Annotated in this window: 25 protein-coding genes; 9 read left to right on the top strand and 16 right to left on the bottom strand. The window is 52.6% G+C overall.

The genetic code is table 11. The features are described 5' to 3' along the window. Nucleotides 1-86 precede the first annotated feature (86 nt). The gene (gene codB, locus HV350_RS02715; protein ID WP_047358527.1) at nt 87-1,337 is read left to right on the top strand and encodes a cytosine permease; all 1,251 of its coding nucleotides are present in this window, start codon (nt 87-89) and stop codon (nt 1,335-1,337) included. Further along, nucleotides 1,327-2,607 carry a cytosine deaminase gene (locus HV350_RS02710; RefSeq protein WP_181629739.1) on the top strand — a complete coding sequence of 427 codons (1,281 nt, stop codon included), beginning with the start codon at nt 1,327-1,329 and terminating at the stop codon, nt 2,605-2,607. The genes codB and HV350_RS02710 overlap by 11 nt, the downstream gene beginning before the upstream one ends. Before the next feature lie 60 nt (nt 2,608-2,667). Here the strand turns inward: HV350_RS02710 and nanQ are convergent, their stop codons facing one another. From nanQ to nanR, 6 genes are all read right to left on the bottom strand, one after another. Beyond that, nucleotides 2,668-3,135, bottom strand: a complete 468-nt coding sequence (nanQ, locus tag HV350_RS02705; RefSeq protein ID WP_016154699.1) for an N-acetylneuraminate anomerase — start codon at nt 3,133-3,135, stop codon at nt 2,668-2,670. Nucleotides 3,136-3,137: 2 nt separating this feature from the next. Next, a complete protein-coding gene (nanK, locus tag HV350_RS02700; protein ID WP_181629737.1) occupies nt 3,138-4,007 on the bottom strand; it encodes an N-acetylmannosamine kinase in 870 nt (289 codons plus the stop codon). Continuing rightward, entirely contained in the window at nt 4,004-4,693 is a 690-nt protein-coding gene (locus HV350_RS02695) for an N-acetylmannosamine-6-phosphate 2-epimerase (protein WP_181629735.1), read from the bottom strand. The genes nanK and HV350_RS02695 overlap by 4 nt, the downstream gene beginning before the upstream one ends. Nucleotides 4,694-4,740: 47 nt before the next feature. Then, complete coding sequence (gene nanT, locus HV350_RS02690; RefSeq protein ID WP_016154702.1) at nt 4,741-6,231, bottom strand: sialic acid transporter NanT; 1,491 nt, start codon at nt 6,229-6,231, stop codon at nt 4,741-4,743. A gap of 116 nt (nt 6,232-6,347) precedes the next feature. Further along, nucleotides 6,348-7,241, bottom strand: coding sequence for an N-acetylneuraminate lyase (nanA, locus tag HV350_RS02685; RefSeq protein WP_016154703.1), 894 nt, complete (start codon nt 7,239-7,241; stop codon nt 6,348-6,350). Nucleotides 7,242-7,375: 134 nt separating this feature from the next. Then, nucleotides 7,376-8,167 (bottom strand): transcriptional regulator NanR, encoded by a 792-nt coding sequence (gene nanR, locus HV350_RS02680; RefSeq protein WP_047358532.1) that lies wholly within the window; start codon nt 8,165-8,167, stop codon nt 7,376-7,378. 359 nt (nt 8,168-8,526) lie between these two features. Here nanR and dcuC point away from each other — a divergent pair, with 359 nt between their 5' ends. Next, the gene (gene dcuC, locus HV350_RS02675) at nt 8,527-9,894 is read left to right on the top strand and encodes an anaerobic C4-dicarboxylate transporter DcuC (RefSeq protein ID WP_181629733.1); all 1,368 of its coding nucleotides are present in this window, start codon (nt 8,527-8,529) and stop codon (nt 9,892-9,894) included. Nucleotides 9,895-9,938: 44 nt separating this feature from the next. Here dcuC and sspB read toward each other — a convergent pair whose 3' ends face one another. From sspB to zapE, 5 genes are all read right to left on the bottom strand, one after another. Beyond that, a complete protein-coding gene (sspB, locus tag HV350_RS02670) occupies nt 9,939-10,442 on the bottom strand; it encodes a ClpXP protease specificity-enhancing factor (protein WP_016154706.1) in 504 nt (167 codons plus the stop codon). A 5-nt stretch (nt 10,443-10,447) separates the two neighbouring features. Next, nucleotides 10,448-11,086, bottom strand: a complete 639-nt coding sequence (gene sspA / locus HV350_RS02665; RefSeq protein WP_003025132.1) for a stringent starvation protein SspA — start codon at nt 11,084-11,086, stop codon at nt 10,448-10,450. Between the two features lie 316 nt (nt 11,087-11,402). Then, the gene (gene rpsI, locus HV350_RS02660) at nt 11,403-11,795 is read right to left on the bottom strand and encodes a 30S ribosomal protein S9 (protein WP_003025138.1); all 393 of its coding nucleotides are present in this window, start codon (nt 11,793-11,795) and stop codon (nt 11,403-11,405) included. Between the two features lie 15 nt (nt 11,796-11,810). Then, nucleotides 11,811-12,239, bottom strand: coding sequence for a 50S ribosomal protein L13 (gene rplM / locus HV350_RS02655; protein ID WP_003025141.1), 429 nt, complete (start codon nt 12,237-12,239; stop codon nt 11,811-11,813). Nucleotides 12,240-12,457: 218 nt separating this feature from the next. Then, nucleotides 12,458-13,585: a cell division protein ZapE gene (gene zapE, locus HV350_RS02650; protein WP_047358535.1), complete on the bottom strand. Its 1,128-nt coding sequence runs from the start codon at nt 13,583-13,585 to the stop codon at nt 12,458-12,460. A 192-nt stretch (nt 13,586-13,777) separates the two neighbouring features. On the opposite strand from zapE, the gene zapG reads away from it, so the two are divergent. From zapG to degS, 3 genes are all read left to right on the top strand, one after another. Further along, nucleotides 13,778-14,176, top strand: coding sequence for a Z-ring associated protein ZapG (zapG, locus tag HV350_RS02645; RefSeq protein WP_003025147.1), 399 nt, complete (start codon nt 13,778-13,780; stop codon nt 14,174-14,176). A gap of 168 nt (nt 14,177-14,344) precedes the next feature. After that, nucleotides 14,345-15,712, top strand: coding sequence for a serine endoprotease DegQ (gene degQ / locus HV350_RS02640; RefSeq protein WP_016154708.1), 1,368 nt, complete (start codon nt 14,345-14,347; stop codon nt 15,710-15,712). An 89-nt stretch (nt 15,713-15,801) separates the two neighbouring features. After that, nucleotides 15,802-16,869 carry an outer membrane-stress sensor serine endopeptidase DegS gene (degS, locus tag HV350_RS02635; protein WP_003025154.1) on the top strand — a complete coding sequence of 356 codons (1,068 nt, stop codon included), beginning with the start codon at nt 15,802-15,804 and terminating at the stop codon, nt 16,867-16,869. Between the two features lie 120 nt (nt 16,870-16,989). Here degS and mdh read toward each other — a convergent pair whose 3' ends face one another. Next, nucleotides 16,990-17,925: a malate dehydrogenase gene (gene mdh / locus HV350_RS02630; protein ID WP_008785953.1), complete on the bottom strand. Its 936-nt coding sequence runs from the start codon at nt 17,923-17,925 to the stop codon at nt 16,990-16,992. 436 nt (nt 17,926-18,361) lie between these two features. Between mdh and argR the strand changes: the two genes are divergently transcribed. Beyond that, on the top strand, nt 18,362-18,832 hold the full coding sequence (argR, locus tag HV350_RS02625) for a transcriptional regulator ArgR (RefSeq protein ID WP_003025162.1): 471 nt from the start codon (nt 18,362-18,364) through the stop codon (nt 18,830-18,832). A gap of 376 nt (nt 18,833-19,208) precedes the next feature. Continuing rightward, on the top strand, nt 19,209-19,475 hold the full coding sequence (gene yhcN, locus HV350_RS02620) for a peroxide/acid stress response protein YhcN (protein WP_003025165.1): 267 nt from the start codon (nt 19,209-19,211) through the stop codon (nt 19,473-19,475). A 56-nt stretch (nt 19,476-19,531) separates the two neighbouring features. Here the strand turns inward: yhcN and HV350_RS02615 are convergent, their stop codons facing one another. From HV350_RS02615 to aaeX, 4 genes are all read right to left on the bottom strand, one after another. Beyond that, complete coding sequence (locus HV350_RS02615) at nt 19,532-19,810, bottom strand: barnase inhibitor (protein ID WP_016154709.1); 279 nt, start codon at nt 19,808-19,810, stop codon at nt 19,532-19,534. Between the two features lie 119 nt (nt 19,811-19,929). After that, nucleotides 19,930-21,897 (bottom strand): p-hydroxybenzoic acid efflux pump subunit AaeB, encoded by a 1,968-nt coding sequence (gene aaeB, locus HV350_RS02610; RefSeq protein WP_047499757.1) that lies wholly within the window; start codon nt 21,895-21,897, stop codon nt 19,930-19,932. Between the two features lie 5 nt (nt 21,898-21,902). Next, nucleotides 21,903-22,835 (bottom strand): p-hydroxybenzoic acid efflux pump subunit AaeA, encoded by a 933-nt coding sequence (gene aaeA, locus HV350_RS02605; RefSeq protein ID WP_016154711.1) that lies wholly within the window; start codon nt 22,833-22,835, stop codon nt 21,903-21,905. A gap of 7 nt (nt 22,836-22,842) precedes the next feature. Then, the gene (gene aaeX, locus HV350_RS02600; RefSeq protein ID WP_003025177.1) at nt 22,843-23,046 is read right to left on the bottom strand and encodes a p-hydroxybenzoic acid efflux pump operon protein AaeX; all 204 of its coding nucleotides are present in this window, start codon (nt 23,044-23,046) and stop codon (nt 22,843-22,845) included. Between the two features lie 184 nt (nt 23,047-23,230). On the opposite strand from aaeX, the gene aaeR reads away from it, so the two are divergent. Further along, nucleotides 23,231-24,160, top strand: a complete 930-nt coding sequence (gene aaeR / locus HV350_RS02595) for an HTH-type transcriptional activator AaeR (RefSeq protein WP_016157586.1) — start codon at nt 23,231-23,233, stop codon at nt 24,158-24,160. The last annotated feature ends 65 nt before the right edge of the window (nt 24,161-24,225 follow it).

The following is a 24,225-nucleotide window of genomic DNA, read 5'->3' as shown; positions in this document are numbered from 1 at the left end:
CTAAAAAAAGATACGGAAACGTTTGCTTTATTCTGAGAACTGTATATTATGCGGCGGATTTTTTGGGCAAAATTCATGGAGGCGTTGTGTCGCAGGACAACAATTATAGCCAGGGCCCCGTCCCTCTGGCGGCGCGGAAGGGCGTGATTCCACTAACGTTTGTCATGCTGGGACTCACATTTTTTTCCGCCAGTATGTGGACCGGTGGCACACTCGGTACCGGTCTTTCCTATAATGATTTCTTCCTTGCAGTTCTCTTCGGTAATCTTCTCCTCGGTATTTACACTGCATTTCTCGGTTTTATCGGCGCAAAAACAGGGCTCTCTACCCACCTTCTGGCACGTTACTCATTTGGTTTGAAAGGTTCATGGCTTCCCTCACTGCTCTTAGGCGGTACACAGGTAGGCTGGTTTGGCGTTGGTGTGGCCATGTTTGCTATCCCGGTTGGCAAAGCGACGGGGATTGACGTCAATATTCTGATTGCGGTTTCCGGTCTGTTGATGACCCTGACTATCTTTTTTGGCATCTCGGCGCTGACCGTTTTATCTATCATCGCCGTACCTGCCATCGTCGTTCTTGGCAGCTACTCCGTCTGGCTGGCGGTGAGCGATGTCGGCGGTTTAGACCATTTAAAAGCGATAGTGCCGCAGACACCGCTGAATTTCTCCACCGCACTGGCGCTGGTGGTCGGCTCATTTATCAGCGCAGGCACGTTAACCGCCGACTTTGTCCGCTTTGGCCGCAACGCCAAAGGTGCGGTACTGATTGCCATGGTGGCATTTTTCCTTGGCAACTCGTTGATGTTTATCTTCGGCGCTGCGGGTGCCGCCGCTGTTGGACAGGCGGACATCTCTGACGTAATGATTGCTCAGGGCCTGCTGCTGCCCGCAATTGTGGTGCTCGGCCTGAATATCTGGACCACCAACGACAATGCGCTCTACGCTTCAGGTTTGGGATTTGCCAATATTACCGGCCTTTCCAGCCGTTCGCTGTCGGTGGCTAACGGTATTATCGGCACACTGTGCGCACTGTGGCTTTACAATAACTTTGTCGGTTGGCTGACATTTTTGTCGGCAGCGATTCCTCCAATTGGTGGAGTGATTATCGCCGACTATCTGCTGAACCATCGCCGATATGCCGACTTCAGCAAAGCACAATTTATTTCCGTAAACTGGATAGCTATCCTGTCCGTTGCACTGGGCATTGCCGCCGGTCACTATATTCCCGGTATCGTGCCCGTCAACGCCGTACTCGGCGGCGTATTCAGCTATATCCTGCTGAACCCACTTTTCAATCGCAGCCTTGCTAAATCACCAGAGGTCAGCCATGCAGAATAATAACATCACCATTCGTCAGGCGCGTTTACAGGGACGCGAAGGATTGTGGCAGCTCACGGTTGAAAACGGACGCTTCAGCCGAATTGAGGCTCAGGACGCCGCTACGTTGCCGCAGGGGGAAGTGCTTGATGCCGAAGGTGGCCTGGCAATCCCACCGTTCGTAGAGCCACATATCCACCTGGATACCACGCAAACCGCGGGGGAGCCGAGCTGGAACCAGTCTGGTACGTTATTTGAAGGCATTGAGCGCTGGGCCGAACGTAAGGCAATGCTCACTCACGATGACGTCAAAGCGCGCGCCATGCAGACTCTTAAGTGGCAGATGGCCAACGGCATCCAGTATGTCCGCACTCACGTTGACGTTTCCGACCCTACGCTGACGGCGCTGAAAGCCATGCTGGAGGTGAAGCAAGAAGTCGCTCCGTGGGTAGAGCTGCAGATTGTCGCGTTCCCGCAAGAGGGCATTCTTTCTTATCCCAACGGTGAAGCGTTATTAGAGGAAGCCGTGCGTTTGGGTGCCGACGTCATTGGCGCTATCCCCCACTTTGAATTTACGCGTGAATATGGCGTGGAGTCGTTGCACAAAATTTTCGCCCTCGCGCAAAAATACGACAGACTTATCGACGTGCACTGTGACGAAATTGACGATGAGCAATCACGCTTTGTTGAAACCGTCGCGGCGCTGGCCCATCGCGACAATATGGGCGAGCGCGTGACCGCCAGCCATACTACGGCAATGCACTCCTATAACGGCGCGTATGCTTCCCGTCTTTTCCGCCTGTTGAAAATGTCCGGCATTAACTTTGTCGCGAATCCACTGGTGAATATTCACCTGCAAGGGCGCTTTGACACGTATCCTAAACGCCGCGGCGTCACACGCGTCAAAGAGATGCTGGAGGCAGAGATCAACGTCTGCTTCGGCCATGATGACGTCTTCGATCCGTGGTATCCGCTAGGCACCGCGAATATGCTGCAGGTACTGCACATGGGGTTACATGTGTGCCAGCTGATGGGATACGGACAAATTAACGATGGCCTGAATCTGATCACCACCCACAGCGCGAAAACCCTGCACCTGCAGGACTACGGTCTGAGCGTAGGGAATTCCGCGAACCTGGTGATTTTACCGGCAGAGAATGGATTTGACGCGGTTCGTCGCCAGACGCCTGCACGTTATTCCATTCGTCACGGGCGAATCATTGCCGAGACTGTGCCGAGCCAAACGACGCTGCATCTGACGCAGCCGGAAGCGATGACGTTTAAGCGCTAGGTTGTAATATCCGGTGTCGGATGGCGCAAGCCTTGCCATCCGACACCGTCACTCTCATCGTCAGGTGTGTAATAAACTGGCGCGCACCTTGATCACCACCTTTTTGATGTCCATCGGAGCCTGTACCACGCAGCCCGGCTTATGCGGCTCGCCCGGCATAAAAATCACAAATCTTCCCGGCTTCAGTACCATCGCCTGCTCATCGGCAATCTGGCTACACAGCTGATAATCATCCTCAACATGCATCTCTTCGCACTGACGAGCAGAATCAGTCATCCCGAACAGAATGCGTTCTTCACCGGATAACAGCACCTGAATATCAATGTATTCCCTGTGCAGTTCCGCTTTCTTTTGCTCCGGGCTCTGCGTTGCAAATTGCATAACATTCATAAAAATATTATCGCCCTGCAACTCGTAGCGCCCTGGCGTTTTCTCCTGCGGATTCGCCGCAACAGCCAGCGTTAACGCCTGCTGCAAAACCGGATGTAATCCGGCAGAAGGCAATGAACGCAACTCATCTGACATCATAATCAATCTCCCAGGGCCAACAGCGCGGCCCCCAGTAATCCAGCGTCATGACGGTAATGCGCCGCCCGTAACTCTACGTGGTAAGCCAAAGGCTCTTGTGCCAGATAGTTTTCCACCAGCGCCAGATACCCTTCTGCCAGCCCCACGCTGCCGCCAATCACCACAATCTGGCAATCGATCGTGGCCTTCACATCGGCGACAAGCCTTGCCAAAGTACGTGCCGAACGATGGATCAACCGCCGAGCCTGCTCATCACCCTGCCCGGCGCGGCTAAAAATGGTTTTGGCGTCGCATCCAGCAAGCGCGCCTTCGGCAGCCGCCGCGATCCCACGACCGGAAGCGATCGCTTCGACACAACCCACACGCCCGCAACCGCACACCGGCCCATGCGGATCAGCCAGCGTATGTCCCAGATGCCCGGCCAGACCGCCAATCCCGGTCAGCAGCTTCCCATCACTTACCACCCCGCCGCCTACACCGGTGGAGACGGTGATAAACACCATATCGCGGTACTCGCCGCCAAGCGCATGATACTCAGCCCACGCCGCGGCCTGCGCGTCATTGACTGCCAGCGTCGGCAAAGCGGTGAGATCTTTTAGCGTTTGCACCAGAGGAAAATGCAGCAGCCCGCCGAGGTTGTGCGGGTTCAGCGCCAGTAGAGAACCGTCGCGGATAATCCCCGTTGAGGCGATCGCCACCCGCGTTGCCTGCCCCTGTAGCGGCGCAACCAGTGCTTGTAACGCGGTACGCAGAGCATCCGGTGTTTTGCTGGCGGGCGTCGGCAATTCATGACGCTCTTGAATTTGCAGGCTGCTGTCTACCAGTGCGACAGCCAGTTTGGTGCCGCCAATATCAATCGACAGCGTGGTCATAGCACCGCCTTTTTAAGCGCTGTGTTGTACCACTGGCAAATGTGCTCCAGCCGGGTAATGGCTGAGCCGACTGTCACCGCCCAAGCGCCATGACGCATCGCCTCAGCGGCCTGCGCTGGCGTGTTGTAACGTCCTTCAGCAATCACCCGACAACCCGCGTTACTTAAAGACTTCACCAGAGCCAGATCCGGCTCTTCGGGCGTTTCTGGCGTGGTATAACCAGAAAGGGTAGTGCCAATGATTTCGGCACCGAGTTTCTGGCAGGCCATGCCATCCGCCATGGACGAACAGTCAGCCATCGCAAGGCGTTGGTGATGATGAATACGTGCCAGTAAGGTTTCTACAGGTACCGGACGTACGCGATCGGTACCGTCGATGGCGATGATGTCAGCGCCTGCCTGCGCCAGCGCATCAACATCCTCCAGATATGCGGTGATGCGAACCGGAGAGTCATCAAGGTCACGTTTGAGAATGCCGATAATCGGCACCGAAACTACCGCCCTGGTCGCTTTTAGGTTTTCCACCCCTTCAATGCGTAACGCCACCGCGCCAGCCTGTTCTGCGGCCAGCGCCATCGCCGCAACAATTTCCGGTTTATCTAACGGGCTGTCAGGAACAGGCTGGCAGGAGACAATCAGCCCGCCGTTCGCGGAAATCTTGATATCCAGTTGTTCAAGTAACGACATGCTTATTCCCTTATGACTATTGCCCGGCGCAGGACCGGGCAAACGGATTAACTTTTGGATTTCACCATGGTGCTTTTGTCACCGCCGAACGGCACGGCCCCGCTAAACGGTTTGCCATCAATGGCATCATGCGTACGCAATGCTTCAGGCCGCAGCCAGCGCTGTACGCGAGACGGCATATCGAGACCAATCAGCAGAATCACCACAAATGTCAGGCCGAAAGAGAGCGATCCCAACGCGGTGCCCAGATCCAGTCGTTGGGCAATCAGCGCACCGATGATCGGTGCCAGCGCCCCGCCCAGTGCACCCACGTTGTAGGTGAAGCCCAGACCCGCCGCACGCTGGTCGGTATCGAAATAGCCGCCAATCAGTTTTGGTAAGATCCCGGAGATCCCCTGACCGAGCATTTGCTGGAAAAACAGCAGTAAACCCAGTACCCAGACGTTTGAGCCGCCAATCGCAAACACTGGAATAATCAGCAACTGCGAAGCCAGCAGACTGCAGACATAGGCCTTACGCGTGCCCAGCCAGTCGCCAAGAAAACCACCGACGCAACAACCGACCGCCGCGCCAAAGCCGCTAAAGAAGAGCACCCTGGCGACAGTGGAAGGGTCATACAGCAGTTCAGTTTTCAGATAGGTTGGCAGCAGCGCCTGAATCGGCCATGAGTAAAGGAAGGCAAACAGCACAACCACCATCAGCATGACGCCCGTCGGCCAGCGTTTCCCGCTGCTTTGCACCATAAAACTAATGAAGATAAACGCGCATATCAGGCCAAGGACCGCCACAATAGCCGCATTTTGCAGGTTGCCTGCAAAGCAGAACCACAGCGCGGTTGCGGCGGCGAGAGTCATCACAATATTGATAACCCGATGTTCGCCCCGGTAGAGAATGTCCACCATCGTGCGTACCGGCGCTTTGCCTTCGTGTTTCTCTTTCCAGTCTTCCGCTTCCGGAATATTTTTACGCAGCCAGAGGGCGAAGATAATCGGCAAAATGCCGATGAAGAACAGCGCGCGCCATCCCCAGACCGGGACCACCAGGCTGTAAACCTGGGCGGCGATCACTGCGCCTACAGAGAAGCCGGAAATCAGGAAGCCGCTGGCTTTGTTTCGCAGGTGCCTGGGCCAGCTTTCAATAACATAAGTTGCGCTGGAGCCGTACTCACCAGCCATCCCCATACCGATAACCAGGCGGGCGATAAACATGGTGGTGTAGCCCGGCGCGAAGCCGCAGGCCAGCGTCCCCACAGAGAACAGAATGATACTGGTGACCATCGCCAGGCGGCGTCCATAACGGTCGCCCATCGCGCCCAGCATTAACCCGCCAAACCAGCGGGAGATAAAAGCGGCCGAGATCAGACTGGCCGCCTGCACCGTCGTCAGTCCGAATTCGCCTTGTACTTCCGTCAGCACAAGGGCGATTAATACAAAATCAAAACCATCAAGCAAATATCCCAGCCAGGCGGCGGAAAATGCCCGCCATTGCGCCCGATTGAGATGGCGATACCACGGGATGCTCTGGGTAGAAGTACTCATTTTACTCTCCCGACGATCTTTATTTTCGTTGTGGTGCCGGATGGCGGATTCGCCTTATCCGGCCTACGAGTCTTGTTTTTGCAGGCCGGATAAGCATTGTGCTATCCGGCGTCCGATCAGTCGCGTTCCAGCATTAATTGCTGGGCCAGCGCTTTCAGTTCCGGCAGATATTGTTCATCTACCGGGGCAAATGGTTTACGGCACAGCGGAACAGAAACCACGTCCATATAGTGCAATACCGTCTTCAGGCCGCGGAACACGCCAACCTTAATGAGCAGATCGATAACCTTATTGCACTCGGTTTGCAGCTTTTGCGCCGTCCGGATGTCGCCTTCTTTGAGCGCTTTCACAATTCCCTGATAACGCCATCCCATAATGTTGTAAGTGCTACCGATACCGCCATCTGCGCCCGCCAGCAGACCAGAAGCGAAGATCTCGTCATAACCGTTATAAAGCACCAGATCGGGGTGAGCGCGGCGGATCTGTTCCATCTGATAGAGATCGCCTGAGGTTTGCTTCAGCGCGCCAACGCCCGGCAACGTCACCAGCGTGTTGATCTGATCCAGCGTCAGTTTTACGCCGCTCAGCGCCGGGATGTTATAGACCACCATCGGCAAGCCATCAGCGGAATCAATAATTGCGCGGTAGTGATCGCAGTGCTCTTCAAAACTGAACGGATAGTAAAACGGTGTGACGGCCGAAACCGCATCAAAGCCGTAGCGATGCGCGGCACTCGCCAGCTGTTGGCTCTCTTCGGTACTCACTGTGCCAACGTGAGCGATCAGCGTCACCTTGCCTTTCGCTTCTTCGGCAACAATTTCCAGTACCTGCTCTCTCTCAGCGCGGTTTTGGACAAATGCCTCACCCGTAGACCCACCGACATAGAGCCCGTCGATCCCTTGCCCAATGTTGAAACGCACCAGGCGGCGCAGGCTCTCAATGTCCAGTCGCTGTTGGCTATCGAATGGGGTTAACAACGCTGGCATTACGCCTTTTAAATCTCTTGCCATAGCTACCTCTGATGATGATTAGTGTTATCTGACTGCATACCTTTATACCTGTTATACCAGATCAAATAAGCAGCAATACAATACAGAACGCTTATAGTGCGATCTGCCTCACTAAACGATCGTCAGGATCGCGATTACTTACGCAATTTTTTACTTTTGCTGAAGGCGTGCCAGGTAGCGGAAACGCTGTTGAGATGTTCTTGCAGTGCGCGGTCAGCTTCCTCAGGGTCGCGCTGACGAATCGCGTCGACAATAGCGATATGCTGCTGATAACTCACGTTATTGTGTTCATACAACTCTTGGTCGGCCACGGTCGGACGGGCGGCAATTAGCCAGTCTAACAGCGCAACATGGATAGCCATAAAGATGGGATTGCCCGGGATCTCCGCCAGTATGCGATGAAAATCAACGTCCGAGCGAATGAACAGCGTATTGTCATCGAGCGACTGGCTGTTGATCTCCAGTGCTTTCGCCAGTCTGTCGATTTGCTCATCCGTCGCATGTTCTGCGGCGTATCGTACCAGGCTGGATTCAAAGAACAGTCGCAGCTGTTCGAAGTGGGCAATGCCGCCGGGATGCGCGAGGAAATCTTTCGCCATACCGGACAGCTCGCTGATAATGGTATCAGCTGAAGGACGCGAAACGCGGGCGCGCTCGCCATTGTTGATTTGCACCAGACCTTTGCGTTTTAACGCTGCCAGCGCTTCTCGTACAGAAGGACGGCCCACGTTAAAGAAGGCCATCAGCTCCCGCTCAGACGGCAACTGTTCGCCCTCGCCAAATTCCCGACGACGAATCATCTGCTCCAGTTCTTCTTCAACCATTTCAGACAGCTTTTTACGCGCCAGCGGGCGGCTGCGTAAGCTACGGCCAATGGTGGATGGAGAGTCTTCAGCTTGCGAATCAAATGCGTTCATAGGGCCCATTCAGCTAAGTCGTGGTGACAAATAACAGCGGGTTTATCCTAACACAGGATCGAAAGCAGGGTGAAATGATGGTCAATCAGACTGTCGGGCTTATTGGCGGTCTAACGCATCCGGATATTTTGTTACGCTAAAACATTCAGCTTATCTTTAATTGAAAACAATCATATTCGCTTCGTGAAATTTATGAATATGAACGTGATAAATTATCATAACCATCTATTTTATAACGATAAATAATTTAAACATCGAATTAAAAATAAGATATTCACTCCATAAAAATCGCCCGAAAAAATATAACATCCGTTTGGACAACAGCGTTATTACCGGATTTATCTTCTTCTCTGGCATGGAGTGAAACAATGTTCGGCATCATTATCTCTGTCATCGTTTTATTAACGATGGGTTACCTGATCCTCAAAAACTACAAACCGCAGGTAGTGCTGGCAGCCGCGGGGATCTTCCTGATGATCTGCGGCGTCTGGCTAGGCTACGGCGCGCTGGTCGCTGACGACAAGAGCAGCGGCTATCTACTGGTCGATATTTACAACGAAATTCTGCGTATGCTTTCCAATCGGGCGGCCGGACTAGGGTTATCAATCATGGCGGTAGGTGGTTATGCCCGTTATATGGACAGGATGGGGGCCAGCAGAGCGATGGTTAGCCTGTTAAGCCGCCCGCTTAAGCTAATCCGCTCACCCTATGTTGTTCTTGCCGCCACCTATGTGATTGGTCAGATCATGGCGCAGTTCATCACCAGCGCTTCCGGGTTAGGCATGCTGCTGATGGTGACGCTGTTCCCGACGCTGGTCAGTCTTGGCGTGAGCCGTTTATCCGCGGTGGCAGTCATTGCCACTTCAATGTCAATTGAATGGGGCATTCTGGAAACCAACTCTATTTTTGCCGCGCAGGTGGCGGGCATGAAAATCGCTACCTACTTCTTTCACTATCAGTTACCCGTCGCATCGTGCGTTATCGTCGCCGTCGCTATTGCACATTTTTTCGTTCAGCGGCAGTTTGATAAAAAAGCATTCCCGGAAAGCTACGGATTCGCTGAACAAAAGACGCTGGAAAACGTGCCACCTCTCTATTACGCCATTCTACCCGTCATGCCGCTCCTTCTGATGTTGGGCTCGCTTGCCCTGGCGCATATGGGGTTAATGAAAACAGAGCTGAATCTGGTGGTGGTCATGCTGATGAGCATGACGCTGACGATGTTTGTCGAGTTCCTGCATAAACATAATCTGCGCGAAACGATGGATGACGTGCAGGCCTTCTTTGACGGCATGGGAACCCAGTTTGCCAACGTTGTCACGCTGGTGGTCGCAGGTGAGATCTTTGCGAAAGGGTTGACGACTATCGGGACTGTCGACGCCGTAATAAAAGGTGCAGAACATTCCGGCCTTGGCGGTATCGGCGTGATGATCATCATGGCCGTGGTCATTGCCGCCTGTGCGATTGTCATGGGGTCAGGTAACGCGCCGTTTATGTCTTTTGCCAGCCTGATTCCAGATATTGCCGCCGGACTACATATTCCTGCGGTAGTGATGATTATGCCGATGCATTTTGCTACTACGCTGGCCCGGGCGGTATCCCCCATTACAGCGGTCATTGTGGTGACATCAGGTATTGCGGGCGTATCGCCCTTTGAGGTGGTAAAACGTACGGCCATTCCGATGGCGGTGGGATTTGTGGTCAATATGATAGCCACCATCACGCTGTTTTACTGATCCCGAAGGCAGAAAACAGAACAGGCCCCAAAGGGCCTGTTTTTTTATTTCACTACGCGTAGCGCTGGACGCCCACCGCGTGGCGGCGGCGGAGTGTCATCCGGATCGTTGTCGTCGCCATTGTCAGGCTTATCGCCATCAATGACCGACATGACCGTTTCACTCTCAAAACCAGGTGCGTCGTTGTCGTCATCATTTAAGCTGGCGACATCTTCGTCGTAGGCGGCTTCCGGCTCGAACATAGTACCGGCGCCATTTTCACGAGCATAAATTGCCAGAACTGCCGCCAGCGGTACAGAAACCTGACGCGGCACACCACCGAAGCGCGCGTTAAAGCGCACTTCATCGTTAGCCAGTTCCAGGTTACCCACCGCACGCGGTGCGATATTCAGAACAATTTGCCCATCACGCGCATATTCCATAGGAACCTGCACGTCCTGAAGCGTCACATCCACCACCAGGTGCGGCGTAAGCTGGTTGTCTAACAACCACTCATAGAATGCGCGCAGCAGATACGGACGGCGTGGTGTTAGCTGTGGCAAATCCATACAGGTTAACCCCGGCCCAGACGCATTTCACGTTCAGGCTCAGTCAGAGAAGCCAGGAAAGAATCACGTTCAAAGACGCGAGTCATGTACCCTTTCAGTTCTTTCGAACCTGCACCGTTGAATTCAATGCCCAGCTGCGGTAAACGCCACAGCAGCGGCGCCAGGTAGCAGTCTACCAGGCTGAACTCATCGCTCAGGAAGTAAGGTTTCTGGCCAAATACTGGTGCAATTGCCAGCAGTTCTTCGCGCAGACGCTTACGCGCGACTTCGGCTTCAGAAGCAGAACCGTTCACGATGACGTTCATCAGCGTGTACCAGTCTTTTTCAATACGCTGCATGTACAGGCGGCTTTCACCACGCGCAACCGGGTAAACCGGCATCAGCGGCGGATGCGGGAAGCGCTCATCCAGGTATTCCATAATGATGCGAGATTCCCACAGGGTCAGCTCACGATCCACCAGTGTCGGTACGCTCTGATTCGGGTTGAGGTCGATCAGATCCTGCGGTGGATTGTCCTTCTCCACATGCTCAATCTCGAAACTAACACCTTTCTCAGCCAGCACAATGCGGACCTGATGGCTATAGATGTCAGTAGGACCAGAAAACAGCGTCATTACCGAACGTTTGTTGGCAGCGACAGCCATGAAAACCTCCAGGTATATTCAGAATTTTTACTGCTACCAGCCACTAAGTGGCCAGCCAGAAGTGATGTCACCCATATTCGGGAAAGCCATTACTGTTCAAAATACAAACAAAAAATGAACGATACCGGACATTTGGGCAGAAAATTGGATGATAGTTTACCAGATTTTGTGACCTTTGTGGTGAGTCGATTCTTGAAATGGGGAAAAAGAGGTGGCAATCAGCGGATTACCGTGGTTATACGGAGAGCAGTAACGATAAAAAAACCCGCCGAAGCGGGTTTTTTCGCAAATTGTTGTCTGCCGAAGCAGAGTACAATTAACGTTTGGAGAACTGAGGACGACGACGTGCTTTACGCAGACCGACTTTCTTACGTTCAACCTGACGAGCATCACGGGTAACGAAGCCAGCTTTACGCAGTTCGCCACGCAGGGATTCGTCGTACTCCATCAGAGCGCGGGTGATACCGTGACGGATCGCACCAGCCTGACCAGAGATACCACCACCTTTAACAGTGATGTACAGATCCAGTTTCTCAACCATGTCGACCAGTTCCAGCGGCTGACGAACTACCATGCGGGCAGTTTCACGACCGAAGTACTGTTCCAGAGAACGTTGGTTGATTACGATTTTACCACTGCCCGGTTTGATGAAAACGCGAGCTGCGGAACTTTTGCGGCGACCAGTGCCGTAGTATTGATTTTCAGCCATTGCCTATAATCCCGATTAGATGTCAAGAACTTGCGGTTGCTGTGCCGCGTGGTTGTGCTCGTTGCCAGCGTAAACTTTCAGTTTACGGAACATAGCACGACCCAGCGGGCCTTTTGGCAGCATGCCTTTAACCGCGATTTCAAGCACACGCTCAGGACGGCGAGCAATCATCTCTTCAAAGGTCGCTTGTTTGATACCGCCGATGTGACCGGTGTGGTGATAGTACACTTTGTCAGTACGCTTGTTGCCAGTTACAGCAACTTTGTCAGCGTTCAGAACGATGATGTAATCACCGGTATCTACGTGCGGAGTATATTCCGCTTTGTGCTTACCGCGCAGGCGCAGAGCCAGTTCGGAAGCCAGACGGCCCAGAGTTTTACCGGTCGCGTCAACAACATACCAGTCGCGTTTTACGGTTTCTGGTTTAGCTGTAAAAGTTTTCATTAAAAGCTTACCCAAATAAATAAGTTACACGTTGGTGAACACCCAAACGTTTTGTCAGTTGAGGTTCACACGACATTGTCCAGCAAACCTACCCCTTCGAATAGCCTATGCCGGCGCATAGAAAGTTTTGGGAAAAAAACTCTCTCGTAACGTGGGGTCGCAAGATTATAGAGAAGTCAGGGTCAAAGATCGACCCCTTTATGTGATTTGCGGCAGGTTTAACCGGCTAAATGTTCCCGCTTCAGATACTCTTCGCTTTGCATCTCCTGCAAACGTGACAAACAACGCTGAAATTCAAACTTCAGACGCTCGCCCTGATAAATTTCATAAAGTGGTGAGGCCGCACTGACCACCAGCTTAACGTGGCGTTCGTAGAACTCATCCACCAGTGCGATAAAACGCCGCGCCTCGCTCTCCATCAGCGTCGTCATGACCGGCACATCAGACAACAGCACCGTATGAAACAGACGCGATAGCGCAATGTAGTCATGCTGACTACGCGCATCGACACAGAGCGTGGTGAACGACACCGCCAGCGTTTGGTTTTCGACGGCCAGCGTCTGCATCGGACGATGATTGATCTCCAGCGTCGGCGCATGTTCACTTTTCGTTCCCGCTAATGCCAGCCAGAGCTTGTCCATCTGCTGGCGGGTTTCCTCATTCAGTGGCGACAACCACAAATGCGCCTGCGTTAAGGTGCGCAGACGATAATCGACGCCAGCATCGACATTCATGATGTCACAATGCTGTTTGATGGCATCAATGGCAGGAAGAAAACGCGTGCGTTGCAAACCGTTGCGATACAGCTCATCAGGCGGAATATTGGAGGTTGCCACCAGCGTAATACCACGGGCAAACAGCGCCTTCATCAGACCGCCGAGCAGCATGGCGTCGGTGATGTCAGAAACAAAAAATTCGTCAAAGCACAGCACGTCCGTTTCAGCCTTAAAGCGGTCGGCAATGATTTCCAGCGGATCACTCTGCCCCTGCAGGGCCGTAAGCTCTTCATGGACACGCAGCATAAAACGGTGAAAGTGCAAACGCTGTTTACGCCCGCCCGGCAGGCTATGGAAGAACAGATCCATCAGCCACGTTTTTCCTCGCCCGACTCCGCCCCACATATACAGACCACGCACTGGCGCGTTGGTCGGTGACTCACGCTTTCCCAGCAATTTGCCAAAACGCGCCATCAGTCCGCTCTCCTGCGGCGCAGGACGTGCTGGCGTCGAAAGCGCCTGGAAAATTGTTTCCAGTCGATTCACTGCTTCTTGTTGTACGTTGTCGGGCTGATGACTGCCGTCTTTGAGGGCTTGCTGGTAACGCGATGTCGGGGAAAGGCTTTGCATGATGTTATTGTTATTCCTTGAGAATCGATGTGCCGTCGCTCACGGTTGACGAAAAAAAGGCCGTTCTACATTACGTGATATAAACACGGGATTCCACTTCTACGGGATTAGCGGTTATAGTGGCATAATCAGGCGCAGGCATGGAGCCTAAAGCCAACAACCTACGGAAACACAAGACAACGGGAGATGTTCATGACCTGGGAATATGCGCTAATTGGGTTAGTCGTCGGTATCATTATTGGTGCTGTAGCCATGCGTTTTGGTAATCGTAAATTACGCCAACAGCAGGCATTGCAGTACGAACTGGAAAAAAATAAAGCTGAGCTGGAAGAGTACCGCGAAGAGCTGGTGAGCCACTTTGCCCGCAGCGCTGAACTGCTGGATAACATGGCGGACGATTATCGTCAGATCTACCAGCATATGGCGAAAAGCTCCAGCAACCTGCTGCCGGGTATGTCACCGGAAAATAATCCGTTCCGTAATCGTCTGGCAGAATCCGAAGCGGGTAACGATCAGGCGCCGGTTCAGATGCCGCGTGACTATTCTGAAGGCGCATCTGGCCTGCTGCGTAGTGGCGCAAAGCGCGACTAACCGCACATCGTTAAGAAATTTATTGGGCGCAGCAATTGCGCCCTCCGCTTCTCTTCCTGTCCCAGCTATTATTTAGTCGTTAGCCTCATTGTGACCAAACCGAAAATTCAATAACATCAAACTGTTTTGAATCATCTTCCGTTTACTCAAGGTACGAGAGCAGGATCCATGAAAAAACACACCCAGCTGTTGAGTGCATTAGCGTTAAGTGTCGGGTTAACTCTCTCGGCGCCATTCCCAGCCGCAGCGTCGATTCCCGGCCAGGTTCCCGGTCAGGCTGCGCTCCCCAGCCTCGCCCCGATGCTGGAGAAAGTGTTACCTGCCGTGGTGAGCGTAAGGGTCGAAGGCACCGCCGCTCAGGGGCAGAAAGTCCCGGAAGAGTTCAAAAAGTTTTTTGGTGATGAACTTCCCGATCAACCTGCACAACCTTTTGAAGGGCTGGGTTCCGGGGTCATCATTGATGCCGCCAAAGGCTACGTCCTGACCAATAATCACGTCATCAATCAGGCGCAAAAAATCAGCGTTCAGCTTAACGATGGCCGTGAGTTCGACGCTAAGCTTATCGGCAGCGACGACCAGAGCGATATCGCTCTGCTGCAAATTCAACACCCCAGCAACCTGACGCAAATTGCCATTGCCGACTCCGACAAACTCCGCGTCGGTGATTTCGCGGTGGCCGTGGGTAACCCGTTTGGTTTGGGGCAAACGGCCACCTCCGGCATCGTATCGGCTTTGGGTCGCAGCGGGTTGAACCTGGAAGGTCTGGAAAACTTTATTCAGACCGATGCCTCCATCAACCGGGGTAACTCCGGCGGCGCGTTGCTTAACCTCAATGGTGAGCTGATTGGCATTAACACCGCGATTCTGGCCCCCGGCGGCGGTAGCATCGGTATTGGTTTTGCGATCCCGAGCAATATGGCACGCACGCTGGCGCAGCAACTGATGCAGTTTGGTGAAATCAAACGTGGTCTGCTGGGAATTAAAGGCACCGAAATGACTGCCGATATCGCCAAAGCGTTCAAACTGGACGTGCAGCGCGGCGCGTTTGTCAGCGAGGTTCTGCCTAACTCTGGCTCCGCAAAAGCAGGTGTGAAGTCTGGTGATGTCATTACCAGCCTCAACGGCAAACCGCTCAACAGCTTCGCCGAACTGCGTTCACGCATCGCGACAACCGAACCAGGGACCAAAGTCAAACTGGGCCTGCTGCGTAACGGTAAACCGCTGGAGGTTGAAGTAACCCTGGATACCAGTACATCATCGTCCGCCAGCGCGGAGATGATTGCTCCTGCGTTGCAAGGGGCTACGCTCAGTGACGGTCAGCTTAAAGACGGCACCAAAGGCATCAAAATTGATAACGTTGAAAAAAGTAGCCCAGCCGCGCAGGCCGGTCTGCATAAAGATGACGTTATCATTGGCGTTAACCGCGATCGTGTAAACTCGATCGCCGAAATGCGTAAAGTGCTGGAAACGAAACCGTCGATCATTGCTCTGCAGGTAGTTCGTGGTAACGAGAGTATTTACCTGCTCCTGCGTTAACGCATGCAACCGGACATCAGCCCCCCGTGTGATGTCCGGTAAACTCGTGATATGCTGCTGCCGTTCCCTTTATTAATGACGCCGCCATCATGTTTGTGAAGCTTTTACGTTCGGTCGCGATTGGTTTAATCGTCGGCGCTATTCTGCTGGCCGCGATGCCCTCTCTGCGAAAAATAAATACGCTTACCGCGCCACAGTTCGACAGTGCAGATGAAACGCCCGCCAGCTATAACCCGGCGGTTCGCCGTGCAGCGCCTGCCGTCGTTAACGTTTATAACCGTAGTATGAACAGCACAGCACATAACCAGCTTGAGATCCGCACACTCGGCTCAGGCGTTATCATGGATCAGCGCGGCTATATCATTACCAATAAGCACGTCATTAATGATGCCGACCAAATCATCGTCGCGTTGCAGGATGGGCGTGTATTCGAAGCGCTGCTTGTGGGTTCTGATACGTTAACCGATCTTGCGGTGCTGAAAATCAACGCGACTGGCGGACTGCCGACAATTCCAATTAATAACAAACGCGTGCCGCACATCGGCGATGTCGTCCTCGCCATTGGTAACCCGTACAACCTTGGGCAAACCATCACTCAGGGGATTATCAGCGCCACCGGTCGTATTGGCCTGAACCCGACTGGACGGCAAAACTTCCTGCAAACGGATGCCTCCATCAACCACGGCAACTCCGGCGGCGCGTTGGTCAACTCGCTGGGCGAGTTAATGGGTATTAACACGCTGTCATTTGATAAGAGCAACGATGGCGAAACCCCGGAAGGGATCGGCTTTGCTATTCCGTTTCAGTTGGCAACCAAAATCATGGATAAGCTGATTCGTGACGGGCGCGTGATTCGTGGCTACATCGGCATCAGCGGTCGCGAAATTGCGCCACTGCACGCCCAGGGCGGCGGGATGGATCAAATTCAGGGGATTGTAGTTAACGAAGTAGCCCCAGACGGTCCGGCAGCACAGGCTGGAATTCAGGTTAACGATCTGATTATTTCGGTCAATAACAAACCGGCGGTATCTGCGCTGGAGACCATGGACCAGGTGGCAGAGATTCGCCCTGGTTCGGTTATCTCTGTTGTCGTGATGCGTGATGACAAGCAGTTGACGCTGCAGGTAACGATTCAGGAATACCCGGCTACAAACTAAATCACAAGCGAAATGATGTAAAAAAACCGGAGATAGCTCCGGTTTTTTTATGCGTCAAATTCGCGATATTTGTAGGACGGATAAAGCGTTAAACACCGCCATCCGGCCTACATAAAGGCGTTATTTAACGAACTCTTCACCCAGGGTGATATCTTTCTTCAGCGTATCCAGCATACCTTCCAGCGAGCTCTGCTCAAATGCGCTCAGCTTGCCGATAGACTGGCGTTCTTCTACGCCGTTTTTACCCAACAGCAGCGGCTGAGAGAAGAAGCGAGCATACTGGCCGTCGCCTTCAACGTAAGCACATTCAACCACGCCTTTTTCGCCGCTCAGCGCGCGAACCAGTGACAGGCCGAAACGTGCTGCAGCCTGACCCATAGACAGGGTTGCAGATCCGCCACCGGCTTTAGCTTCCACAACTTCAGTACCTGCATTCTGGATACGTTTGGTCAGGTCAGCCGCTTCTTGCTCAGTGAAGCTCACGCCAGGGATTTGTGACAGCAGCGGGAGAATGGTCACGCCAGAGTGGCCGCCAATAACCGGGACTTCAACGTCACCAGGCTGCTTGCCTTTCAGTTCCGCAACAAAGGTGTTGGAGCGGATGATGTCCAGCGTGGTCACGCCAAACAGTTTGTTCTTATCGTATACGCCTGCTTTTTTCAGCACTTCTGCAGCGATAGCAACGGTCGTGTTCACTGGGTTGGTGATGATACCGATACATGCTTTCGGGCAGGTTTTAGCAACCTGCTGCACCAGGTTCTTCACGATACCGGCGTTAACGTTGAACAGGTCGGAACGATCCATACCCGGTTTACGTGCGACACCCGCAGAGATCAGTACCACATCAGCACCTTCCAGTGCAGGGGTAGCGTCTTCGCCGCTGAAGCCTTTGATTTTCACAGCAGTAGGGATATGGCTCAAATCAACGGCCACGCCAGGCGTTACTGGAGCGATGTCGTACAGGGAGAGTTCTGAACCTGAAGGCAGTTGGGTTTTTAACAGTAATGCTAGCGCCTGACCGATACCACCAGCAGCGCCGAGGACTGCAACTTTCATCCTAAACTCCTTATTATATTGATAAGCAAAGTGTCTATTGCTCCGCGGCGGCGACCTTAATTCACAAATCCAACGAATACAACAACCACGCGTCAAGAATGCGTAGTCACGCAAATTTGGCTTTTATGCATTTAACTTACGTAAAATAAAACCTAAGTTACGTAATTCAAAACCACCCGCACAGTAGAGCAACTTTCCAACAGGTGCTGACAATATACCCTACCCACCTCTCAAAACAACATCAATTTGATAACATTTAATTTACTTTTAACCTTATTTGCGAGCCGTGACACAGGCATGTTTCTTGATAACGAAATTTGATAAAATTCCGCTCTTTCATAACATTATTTCAGCCTTGAACAAGGCAGACTGTTTGCATAAAAATTCATCTGTATGCACAATAATGTTGTTTCTACCGCCATATTACGGGTGACTTATGCGAAGCTCGGCAAAACAAGAAGAATTAGTAAAGGCGTTTAAAGCGCTGCTTAAAGAAGAAAAGTTCAGCTCTCAGGGCGAAATCGTCCTCGCGTTGCAGGATCAGGGCTTTGATAATATCAATCAGTCCAAGGTTTCTCGCATGCTGACCAAGTTCGGCGCCGTGCGTACCCGCAATGCGAAAATGGAAATGGTGTACTGCCTGCCGGCAGAGTTAGGGGTACCTACAACATCCAGTCCACTGAAAAATCTGGTATTGGATATCGATTACAACGATGCAGTTGTGGTTATTCATACCAGCCCTGGCGCTGCTCAGTTGATTGCACGTCTGCTGGACTCATTAGGTAAAGCGGAAGGTATTCTGGGTACAATTGCCGGTGACGATACCATCTTCACCACCCCAGCTAAGGGTTTTACGGTAAAAGATTTGTACGAAGCCATTCTGGAACTGTTCGAACAAGAACTGTAATACTTCCTCCCCGTCGCCTCGCGGCGGGGGAAAAACCTCTGTATCCACCCTCCTCCCTCTATTATCCACTGTCATTGATTTAACAAATGGTGCGTTTAACCGTCAAAAGTCATTCACATAGCGAATATGAAGAGTTAAAAACGCACATTTTGCAAAAATTCATATCTCAATGATTTAATTGAATTTATTATAAAAGCGATGTTTAAAATCCTATTTTTAATTCTGTTTGGTTATAAAAAATATTTTTCTTAACACTTAATCCGCATGGAAACAATTAGCGTGGTATTAATTTATCGAGTGATTAGTGTATACTTGATTTTGTGATGAGGGTCACGAAACGCAGACCCCAATAAAAGAATTCGACGAGGTAAATATCATGAAAATCAAAACAACTATTGCAACCTTAAGCCTTCTTTCTGTTCTCTCTTTCGGTGCAAGCGCCGCAGTGACTCAGGTGAACTCACAAGAAGCACAGAACCTGCAATCCATGGGCAGCATCTCCGTATCTCAGATCGGTAGCTCACCAATGGACATGCGTCAGGCTATCGCCGCTAAAGCTGAAAAAGCGGGTGCCAGCAGCTATCGCGTCACCGAACTCCGTGAAGGCGCTCACTGGCACGCGACTGCAGAACTCTACAAATAAACCCTCGTCGTCTAGTCCGACGACTTGCCCCCGCCTGCCGGGGGCTTTTTTATGCCTTACATTGAGTGACGAACGTTAAAGCGCAACTGTCCTTCCAGCTCTTCTTCCGCTTCATCGAACAGTAAAATCAGCGCGCCGTATCGCCTGCGTAGCTTGTCCGGCAAATGAACAAATTCAATCTCCAGCGGCAGCGGTAAAACGTCCCCGATAACCACCTCCCACAGAGAATCTAAATCAACCACCTTTTCCCGGGCGAGACCGAACGCGCGCGTAAACTCACGGTAGAAATCCCCCTGGTCTTCTATCTCGTCAAAATCAAATGTATAGATGTTCATCTATAGCCACCATCCCGACGCCAGTCACTCTACAGACCATCAATATGCAGGAACCTCCTGCATTTTCAGGTAAGTATAGCCATAAAAAAACCGACGCTTTTAGCGTCGGTTTCCAACTCTTAATTACTGGTCAGCGCATGCTGGTATTTGTGCAGCATCCCGCTAAGTCGTTTTACCGGCTCGGTCACCTGCGGTGGCGCTTGCCAGATGATTAATTTCTCCTGATAGATCTCAAGCTCCTCCAGCAACTGGCTAAAGTAGCGTCGGCGCTTGTCGTCGTTGCCTGCGGAAATCACGTGATCCGCAGTGCGACGAAGCTGGCGATGGAACGTGGATAGATCCTCGTTTACCGGTATCGGCGCATCGCGCAAGCGCTGATGCGCAATGATCATCGTCAGCGCCAGGCGAAACTTCGCCAGGTCGCCGGGAAATTTGTTCATCAGCAAAAACAGCTGCTGATAAAGCGCCGGGAGATGGTTTTCTTTACGACGTACCACGTTGGTGGTCATCGCTGAAACCGCCGCCGAGACAAACTGGTTGAGCAACACGCGACCCGTTCTGTCACGAGAGTTATCGCGCACCAACAGAATGACGATAAATGCCAGCACGCAGCCAACAATTTGCCCCAGCGCACTGTCAAGGAACTGGCTAAAGTGGAAGGTCATCGGGTTATCCAACACGATGATATTAATAGTGCTGGCCAGCGCCCCCATTGATCCCAGCCGTCGTTTCTGTACCTCTATACCCAGAAAGAACCCCAGCACCGCCAGGCTCAGGCACAGTAACAACATGCTTTGTTGCGTATTGGGGATAATCACCAGGAAATAGAGCGCCCCGAGCGGTAACGCCGCCAACGTACCGTAAATAAAGTCTATCGCCACCATGCGCGGGTTGGGCAAACGCATTGCCAGCGAAGTGACAACCGCAATCATCACCATTGCGCCGCTGCCGGAGGTCCATCCGGTCCACAGCCAGAATAAAGTTCCCAGGACACAAGAAAGCGTGGTGCGCCAGAAGTTGACCATCGCATGATGGCGCTCGGCAGACTCCACCTTCACTACTGGCTCACCTTGCAGGATCTCTTCTTCCGTGGCGCTAATTTTGGTATTACTCAGTACACCGCGTTTGAGCAACAGGTAGCGCGTCGCGGCGCCTGCCCAACTATATATCGTGATCGGCGTTTCGCGTTCGCCGGTCCAGGCAATCACCCGCCGCATCCGCTTCAACTGTTTATGAACATCCTGCACCGTCTCAACCGGCATATTGAACAACTCGCGGAAGGTATCAGTGATCAGTTCGGGTCGAGTGTTCTGAATAAGATAGGTTTCGCAGGACTGCGTGATGAGCGTGAGTGACAGCGTGTTCAATGCTTTGAGTCTGCGGTTAGCCCGCCCCCAGCGTGAGGACTCCATATTCAGGTTACTTCGCATGCCTTCCAGTGCCGCCGTACGCCGGACTAAATCGCCCCAGGCTTTGTCCACTTCTTCACTGTCACCATGCTTAATGCACAGCTGCATAAGCTGATACTGCGCCACCAGCAGGCTGTCCAGTTCGACATCAATCTCCTGTTTCACCGAACGGGGCGAAAAGAGCAGATCGGCCACAATAGCACAGACAATCCCCATCACTATTTCACTACAGCGTTCGAGCGCAAATTGCGGCGTCAGCAGCGGTTCAGCCTGGATGGTAATGACGATGATCAGCGCCGTATAGCCCGAAAGTCCCCAGGCATAGGAGTTTTCGATCTTCACAAGCGACGAGATCCAGGTACAAAAACCGGCCCAGATACAACACACCAGGATCATCAATAACGGGGCGCGGATCATGCTGATGATAATGATCAGTGCAGCAATACAGCCGATAAATGTCCCGACAATACGCAGCATGCCGCGATAGCGTATAGCACCAGAATAGGGCTCTCCGCCAGCGGCAAAGGCCGGGCCAGCCGCCACAATGGCGGCGGTCAGCACCGCCCAGCGCGGGGTCTCAAGTTGGAAGTGAAAGCCAACGAACAGCGCCAGTACAATCGCGCACGCCAGTTTTACCGCAAAGCGGATATGCTGGTTGGCAATAGAGAAAATGCCCATCACGATTAGCCAAACTCGCGCAGGCGGTGCGCCATTTTACGAAAGAAGGATTCCCGGCTTGCATCGCGATCCTGCTTGCCGGTAATGACGACGGTAGCCGTAGTCCCCGCAGGCCACAGGGTTCCCTGCTGCTCATCAAGACGAATTCGCACCGGTACACGCTGCGCCAGGCGCACCCATTCGAGATTGGAATCAATGGTCGCCATACCCTTTGCGTCCCGCGTGCTGCTGGCATTCGTTACGCCAGCCGCCACGCTATCAACGGTGCCCTTCAGCACATGATTACTGCCCAGCGGGGTGATCTCTGCGCGATACCCAGGGCGGACGCCTTCCAGCTTGGTTTCTTCCATATAGGCCAGCACATAAAAAGAATGCTGTTTGACCAACGCCACCGCCGTAGAGCCGCGAGTAATAAATTCGCCGCTGTAGACGTTCAGGTTAGTCACCCAGCCATCTGCTGGCGCGCGAATGACGGTACGTTCCAGATCTAATTTCGCCAGGTCGCGGGTCGCCTGCGCCTTCGCAAGCTGGTGTAATACGGTTTGCAGGACATTGTTTGACTGGTCGATCTCTTCACGAGACATAGCCTGCACGCCCAGCCGATTACGACGGCTGGCCTCCTGGCGTTTTTCCTGTGATAACACCTGATAGTAGGCGACGTCTGCTTCCGCTTCTTCGAGCGCTTTTTTATAGCGCGGCTGATCGATGGTAAACAGGACCTGGTCTTTCTTCACCAGTTGATTATCATGAACGTTAACGTTAGTGATAAGCCCGGCGACATCCGGGGCTATTGCCACAACGTCGGCGCTGAAGCGCGCATCACGCGTCCACGGCGACTCGGTGTAGAACACCCATGCGCGGAAAATGGCGATGAAGGCCAGAATGACCAGTACGAGAGTCGTGGCCGTACGGGAGAGTTTTCTTGTTAGTGTTTTCACTTCAACCTCAAACGAACAGGCGCGTTATTAAATAGAACAGGCAGCAATACAGCGCGGTGTTAAACAGAGCCGGGTGCCAGACAAAATCATAGATGCCAGTTGGAACCAGTACCCGGCGCACCAGCCAGAAAATCGCCAGTGACAAAAGTAATTCGAAAAAAATCGGTGGGAAGGACAGACCAAACACCACGATAACGGGAAACAGACTCATGTTGACCTTGGTAGCTTAAGAGAGTGCAGGTGATAGATTTTCTAGCGTATGTCACCGCAGAGAAGGGCAAGGATGAGCCAGGCGAGAGCGACATAGCTGTTATTTGAATAATAATATATTAACGTAACTGTTATGCTGTTATCTATATTATGTGATCTAAATCACTTTTAAGTCAGAGTGAACAATGGAACGATTAAAACGTATGTCGGTGTTTGCCAAAGTTGTCGAACTGGGCTCCTTCACCGCCGCCGCAAGACAGCTACAAATGAGCGTTTCATCGATAAGCCAGACGGTCTCTAAACTGGAAGATGAGCTACAGGTCAAGCTGCTAAACCGCAGCACACGCAGCATTGGGCTAACCGAAGCCGGTAAAATTTATTATCAGGGCTGCCGCCGGATGCTGCACGAAGCACAGGATGTTCACGAGCAGCTTTATGCCTTTAACAACACGCCCATCGGCACCTTGCGCATTGGCTGTTCTTCAACCATGGCACAAAATGTCCTCGCTGGGTTGACCGCAACGATGCTGAAAGAGTATCCAGGATTGACGGTAAATCTGGTAACAGGCATCCCGGCACCGGATTTAATCGCCGATGGTCTGGACGTGGTTATTCGCGTCGGCGCGTTGCAGGACTCCAGCCTGTTTTCACGTCGCCTGGGAACCATGCCGATGGTGGTCTGCGCCGCTAAAAGCTATCTCGCGCAGTTTGGCGTGCCGGAAAAACCCGCCGATCTCAGCAACCACTCGTGGCTGGAATACAGCGTGCGCCCGGATAATGAATTCGAACTTATCGCTCCGGAGGGGATCTCTACCCGCCTGATCCCGGAGGGGCGCTTCGTGACTAACGATCCGATGACGCTGGTGCGCTGGCTGGCCGCAGGCGCAGGCATTGCCTATGTGCCGCTGATGTGGGTGATCAATGAGATCAATCGTGGTGAAGTGGAGATCCTGCTGCCCCGCTACCAGTCGGATCCACGTCCGGTCTATGCGCTGTATACCGAAAAAGACAAACTACCGCTCAAGGTCCAGGTGGTGATTAACTATCTGACGGATTATTTTGTCGATGTGGCGCAGCTGTTTCAGGGGATGTACGGCCGGGGCAAAGAGAAATAAAAAAGCCCGGTAGCGCTTTGCTTACCGGGCCTACATTCAGTGCCAGCGCACATTCCAGGCCGGAT

Source organism: Citrobacter sp. RHBSTW-01013, from assembly GCF_013781985.1.
GTDB classification, from domain to species: domain Bacteria; phylum Pseudomonadota; class Gammaproteobacteria; order Enterobacterales; family Enterobacteriaceae; genus Citrobacter; species Citrobacter braakii.
The sequence above is the reverse complement of the archived record's forward strand: the minus strand, read 5'-3'. Positions and strand labels throughout refer to the sequence as shown.

What these genes read in the sequence shown, in the direction of transcription:
- zapG (WP_003025147.1), top strand. Translation starts at nt 13,778, where the DNA reads ATGACCTGGGAATATGCGCTAATTGGGTTAGTCGTCGGTATCATTATT.
- aaeX (WP_003025177.1), bottom strand. Translation starts at nt 23,046, where the DNA reads ATGAGTCTGTTTCCCGTTATCGTGGTGTTTGGTCTGTCCTTCCCACCG.
- HV350_RS02710 (WP_181629739.1), top strand. Translation starts at nt 1,327, where the DNA reads ATGCAGAATAATAACATCACCATTCGTCAGGCGCGTTTACAGGGACGC.
- zapE (WP_047358535.1), bottom strand. Translation starts at nt 13,585, where the DNA reads ATGCAAAGCCTTTCCCCGACATCGCGTTACCAGCAAGCCCTCAAAGAC.
- nanA (WP_016154703.1), bottom strand. Translation starts at nt 7,241, where the DNA reads ATGGCAAGAGATTTAAAAGGCGTAATGCCAGCGTTGTTAACCCCATTC.
- yhcN (WP_003025165.1), top strand. Translation starts at nt 19,209, where the DNA reads ATGAAAATCAAAACAACTATTGCAACCTTAAGCCTTCTTTCTGTTCTC.
- degS (WP_003025154.1), top strand. Translation starts at nt 15,802, where the DNA reads ATGTTTGTGAAGCTTTTACGTTCGGTCGCGATTGGTTTAATCGTCGGC.
- HV350_RS02615 (WP_016154709.1), bottom strand. Translation starts at nt 19,810, where the DNA reads ATGAACATCTATACATTTGATTTTGACGAGATAGAAGACCAGGGGGAT.
- rpsI (WP_003025138.1), bottom strand. Translation starts at nt 11,795, where the DNA reads ATGGCTGAAAATCAATACTACGGCACTGGTCGCCGCAAAAGTTCCGCA.
- mdh (WP_008785953.1), bottom strand. Translation starts at nt 17,925, where the DNA reads ATGAAAGTTGCAGTCCTCGGCGCTGCTGGTGGTATCGGTCAGGCGCTA.
- nanK (WP_181629737.1), bottom strand. Translation starts at nt 4,007, where the DNA reads ATGACCACGCTGTCGATTGATATTGGCGGCACCAAACTGGCTGTCGCA.
- dcuC (WP_181629733.1), top strand. Translation starts at nt 8,527, where the DNA reads ATGTTCGGCATCATTATCTCTGTCATCGTTTTATTAACGATGGGTTAC.
- nanT (WP_016154702.1), bottom strand. Translation starts at nt 6,231, where the DNA reads ATGAGTACTTCTACCCAGAGCATCCCGTGGTATCGCCATCTCAATCGG.
- HV350_RS02695 (WP_181629735.1), bottom strand. Translation starts at nt 4,693, where the DNA reads ATGTCGTTACTTGAACAACTGGATATCAAGATTTCCGCGAACGGCGGG.
- aaeB (WP_047499757.1), bottom strand. Translation starts at nt 21,897, where the DNA reads ATGGGCATTTTCTCTATTGCCAACCAGCATATCCGCTTTGCGGTAAAA.
- argR (WP_003025162.1), top strand. Translation starts at nt 18,362, where the DNA reads ATGCGAAGCTCGGCAAAACAAGAAGAATTAGTAAAGGCGTTTAAAGCG.
- aaeR (WP_016157586.1), top strand. Translation starts at nt 23,231, where the DNA reads ATGGAACGATTAAAACGTATGTCGGTGTTTGCCAAAGTTGTCGAACTG.
- nanR (WP_047358532.1), bottom strand. Translation starts at nt 8,167, where the DNA reads ATGGGCCCTATGAACGCATTTGATTCGCAAGCTGAAGACTCTCCATCC.
- sspB (WP_016154706.1), bottom strand. Translation starts at nt 10,442, where the DNA reads ATGGATTTGCCACAGCTAACACCACGCCGTCCGTATCTGCTGCGCGCA.
- degQ (WP_016154708.1), top strand. Translation starts at nt 14,345, where the DNA reads ATGAAAAAACACACCCAGCTGTTGAGTGCATTAGCGTTAAGTGTCGGG.
- nanQ (WP_016154699.1), bottom strand. Translation starts at nt 3,135, where the DNA reads ATGATGTCAGATGAGTTGCGTTCATTGCCTTCTGCCGGATTACATCCG.
- sspA (WP_003025132.1), bottom strand. Translation starts at nt 11,086, where the DNA reads ATGGCTGTCGCTGCCAACAAACGTTCGGTAATGACGCTGTTTTCTGGT.
- rplM (WP_003025141.1), bottom strand. Translation starts at nt 12,239, where the DNA reads ATGAAAACTTTTACAGCTAAACCAGAAACCGTAAAACGCGACTGGTAT.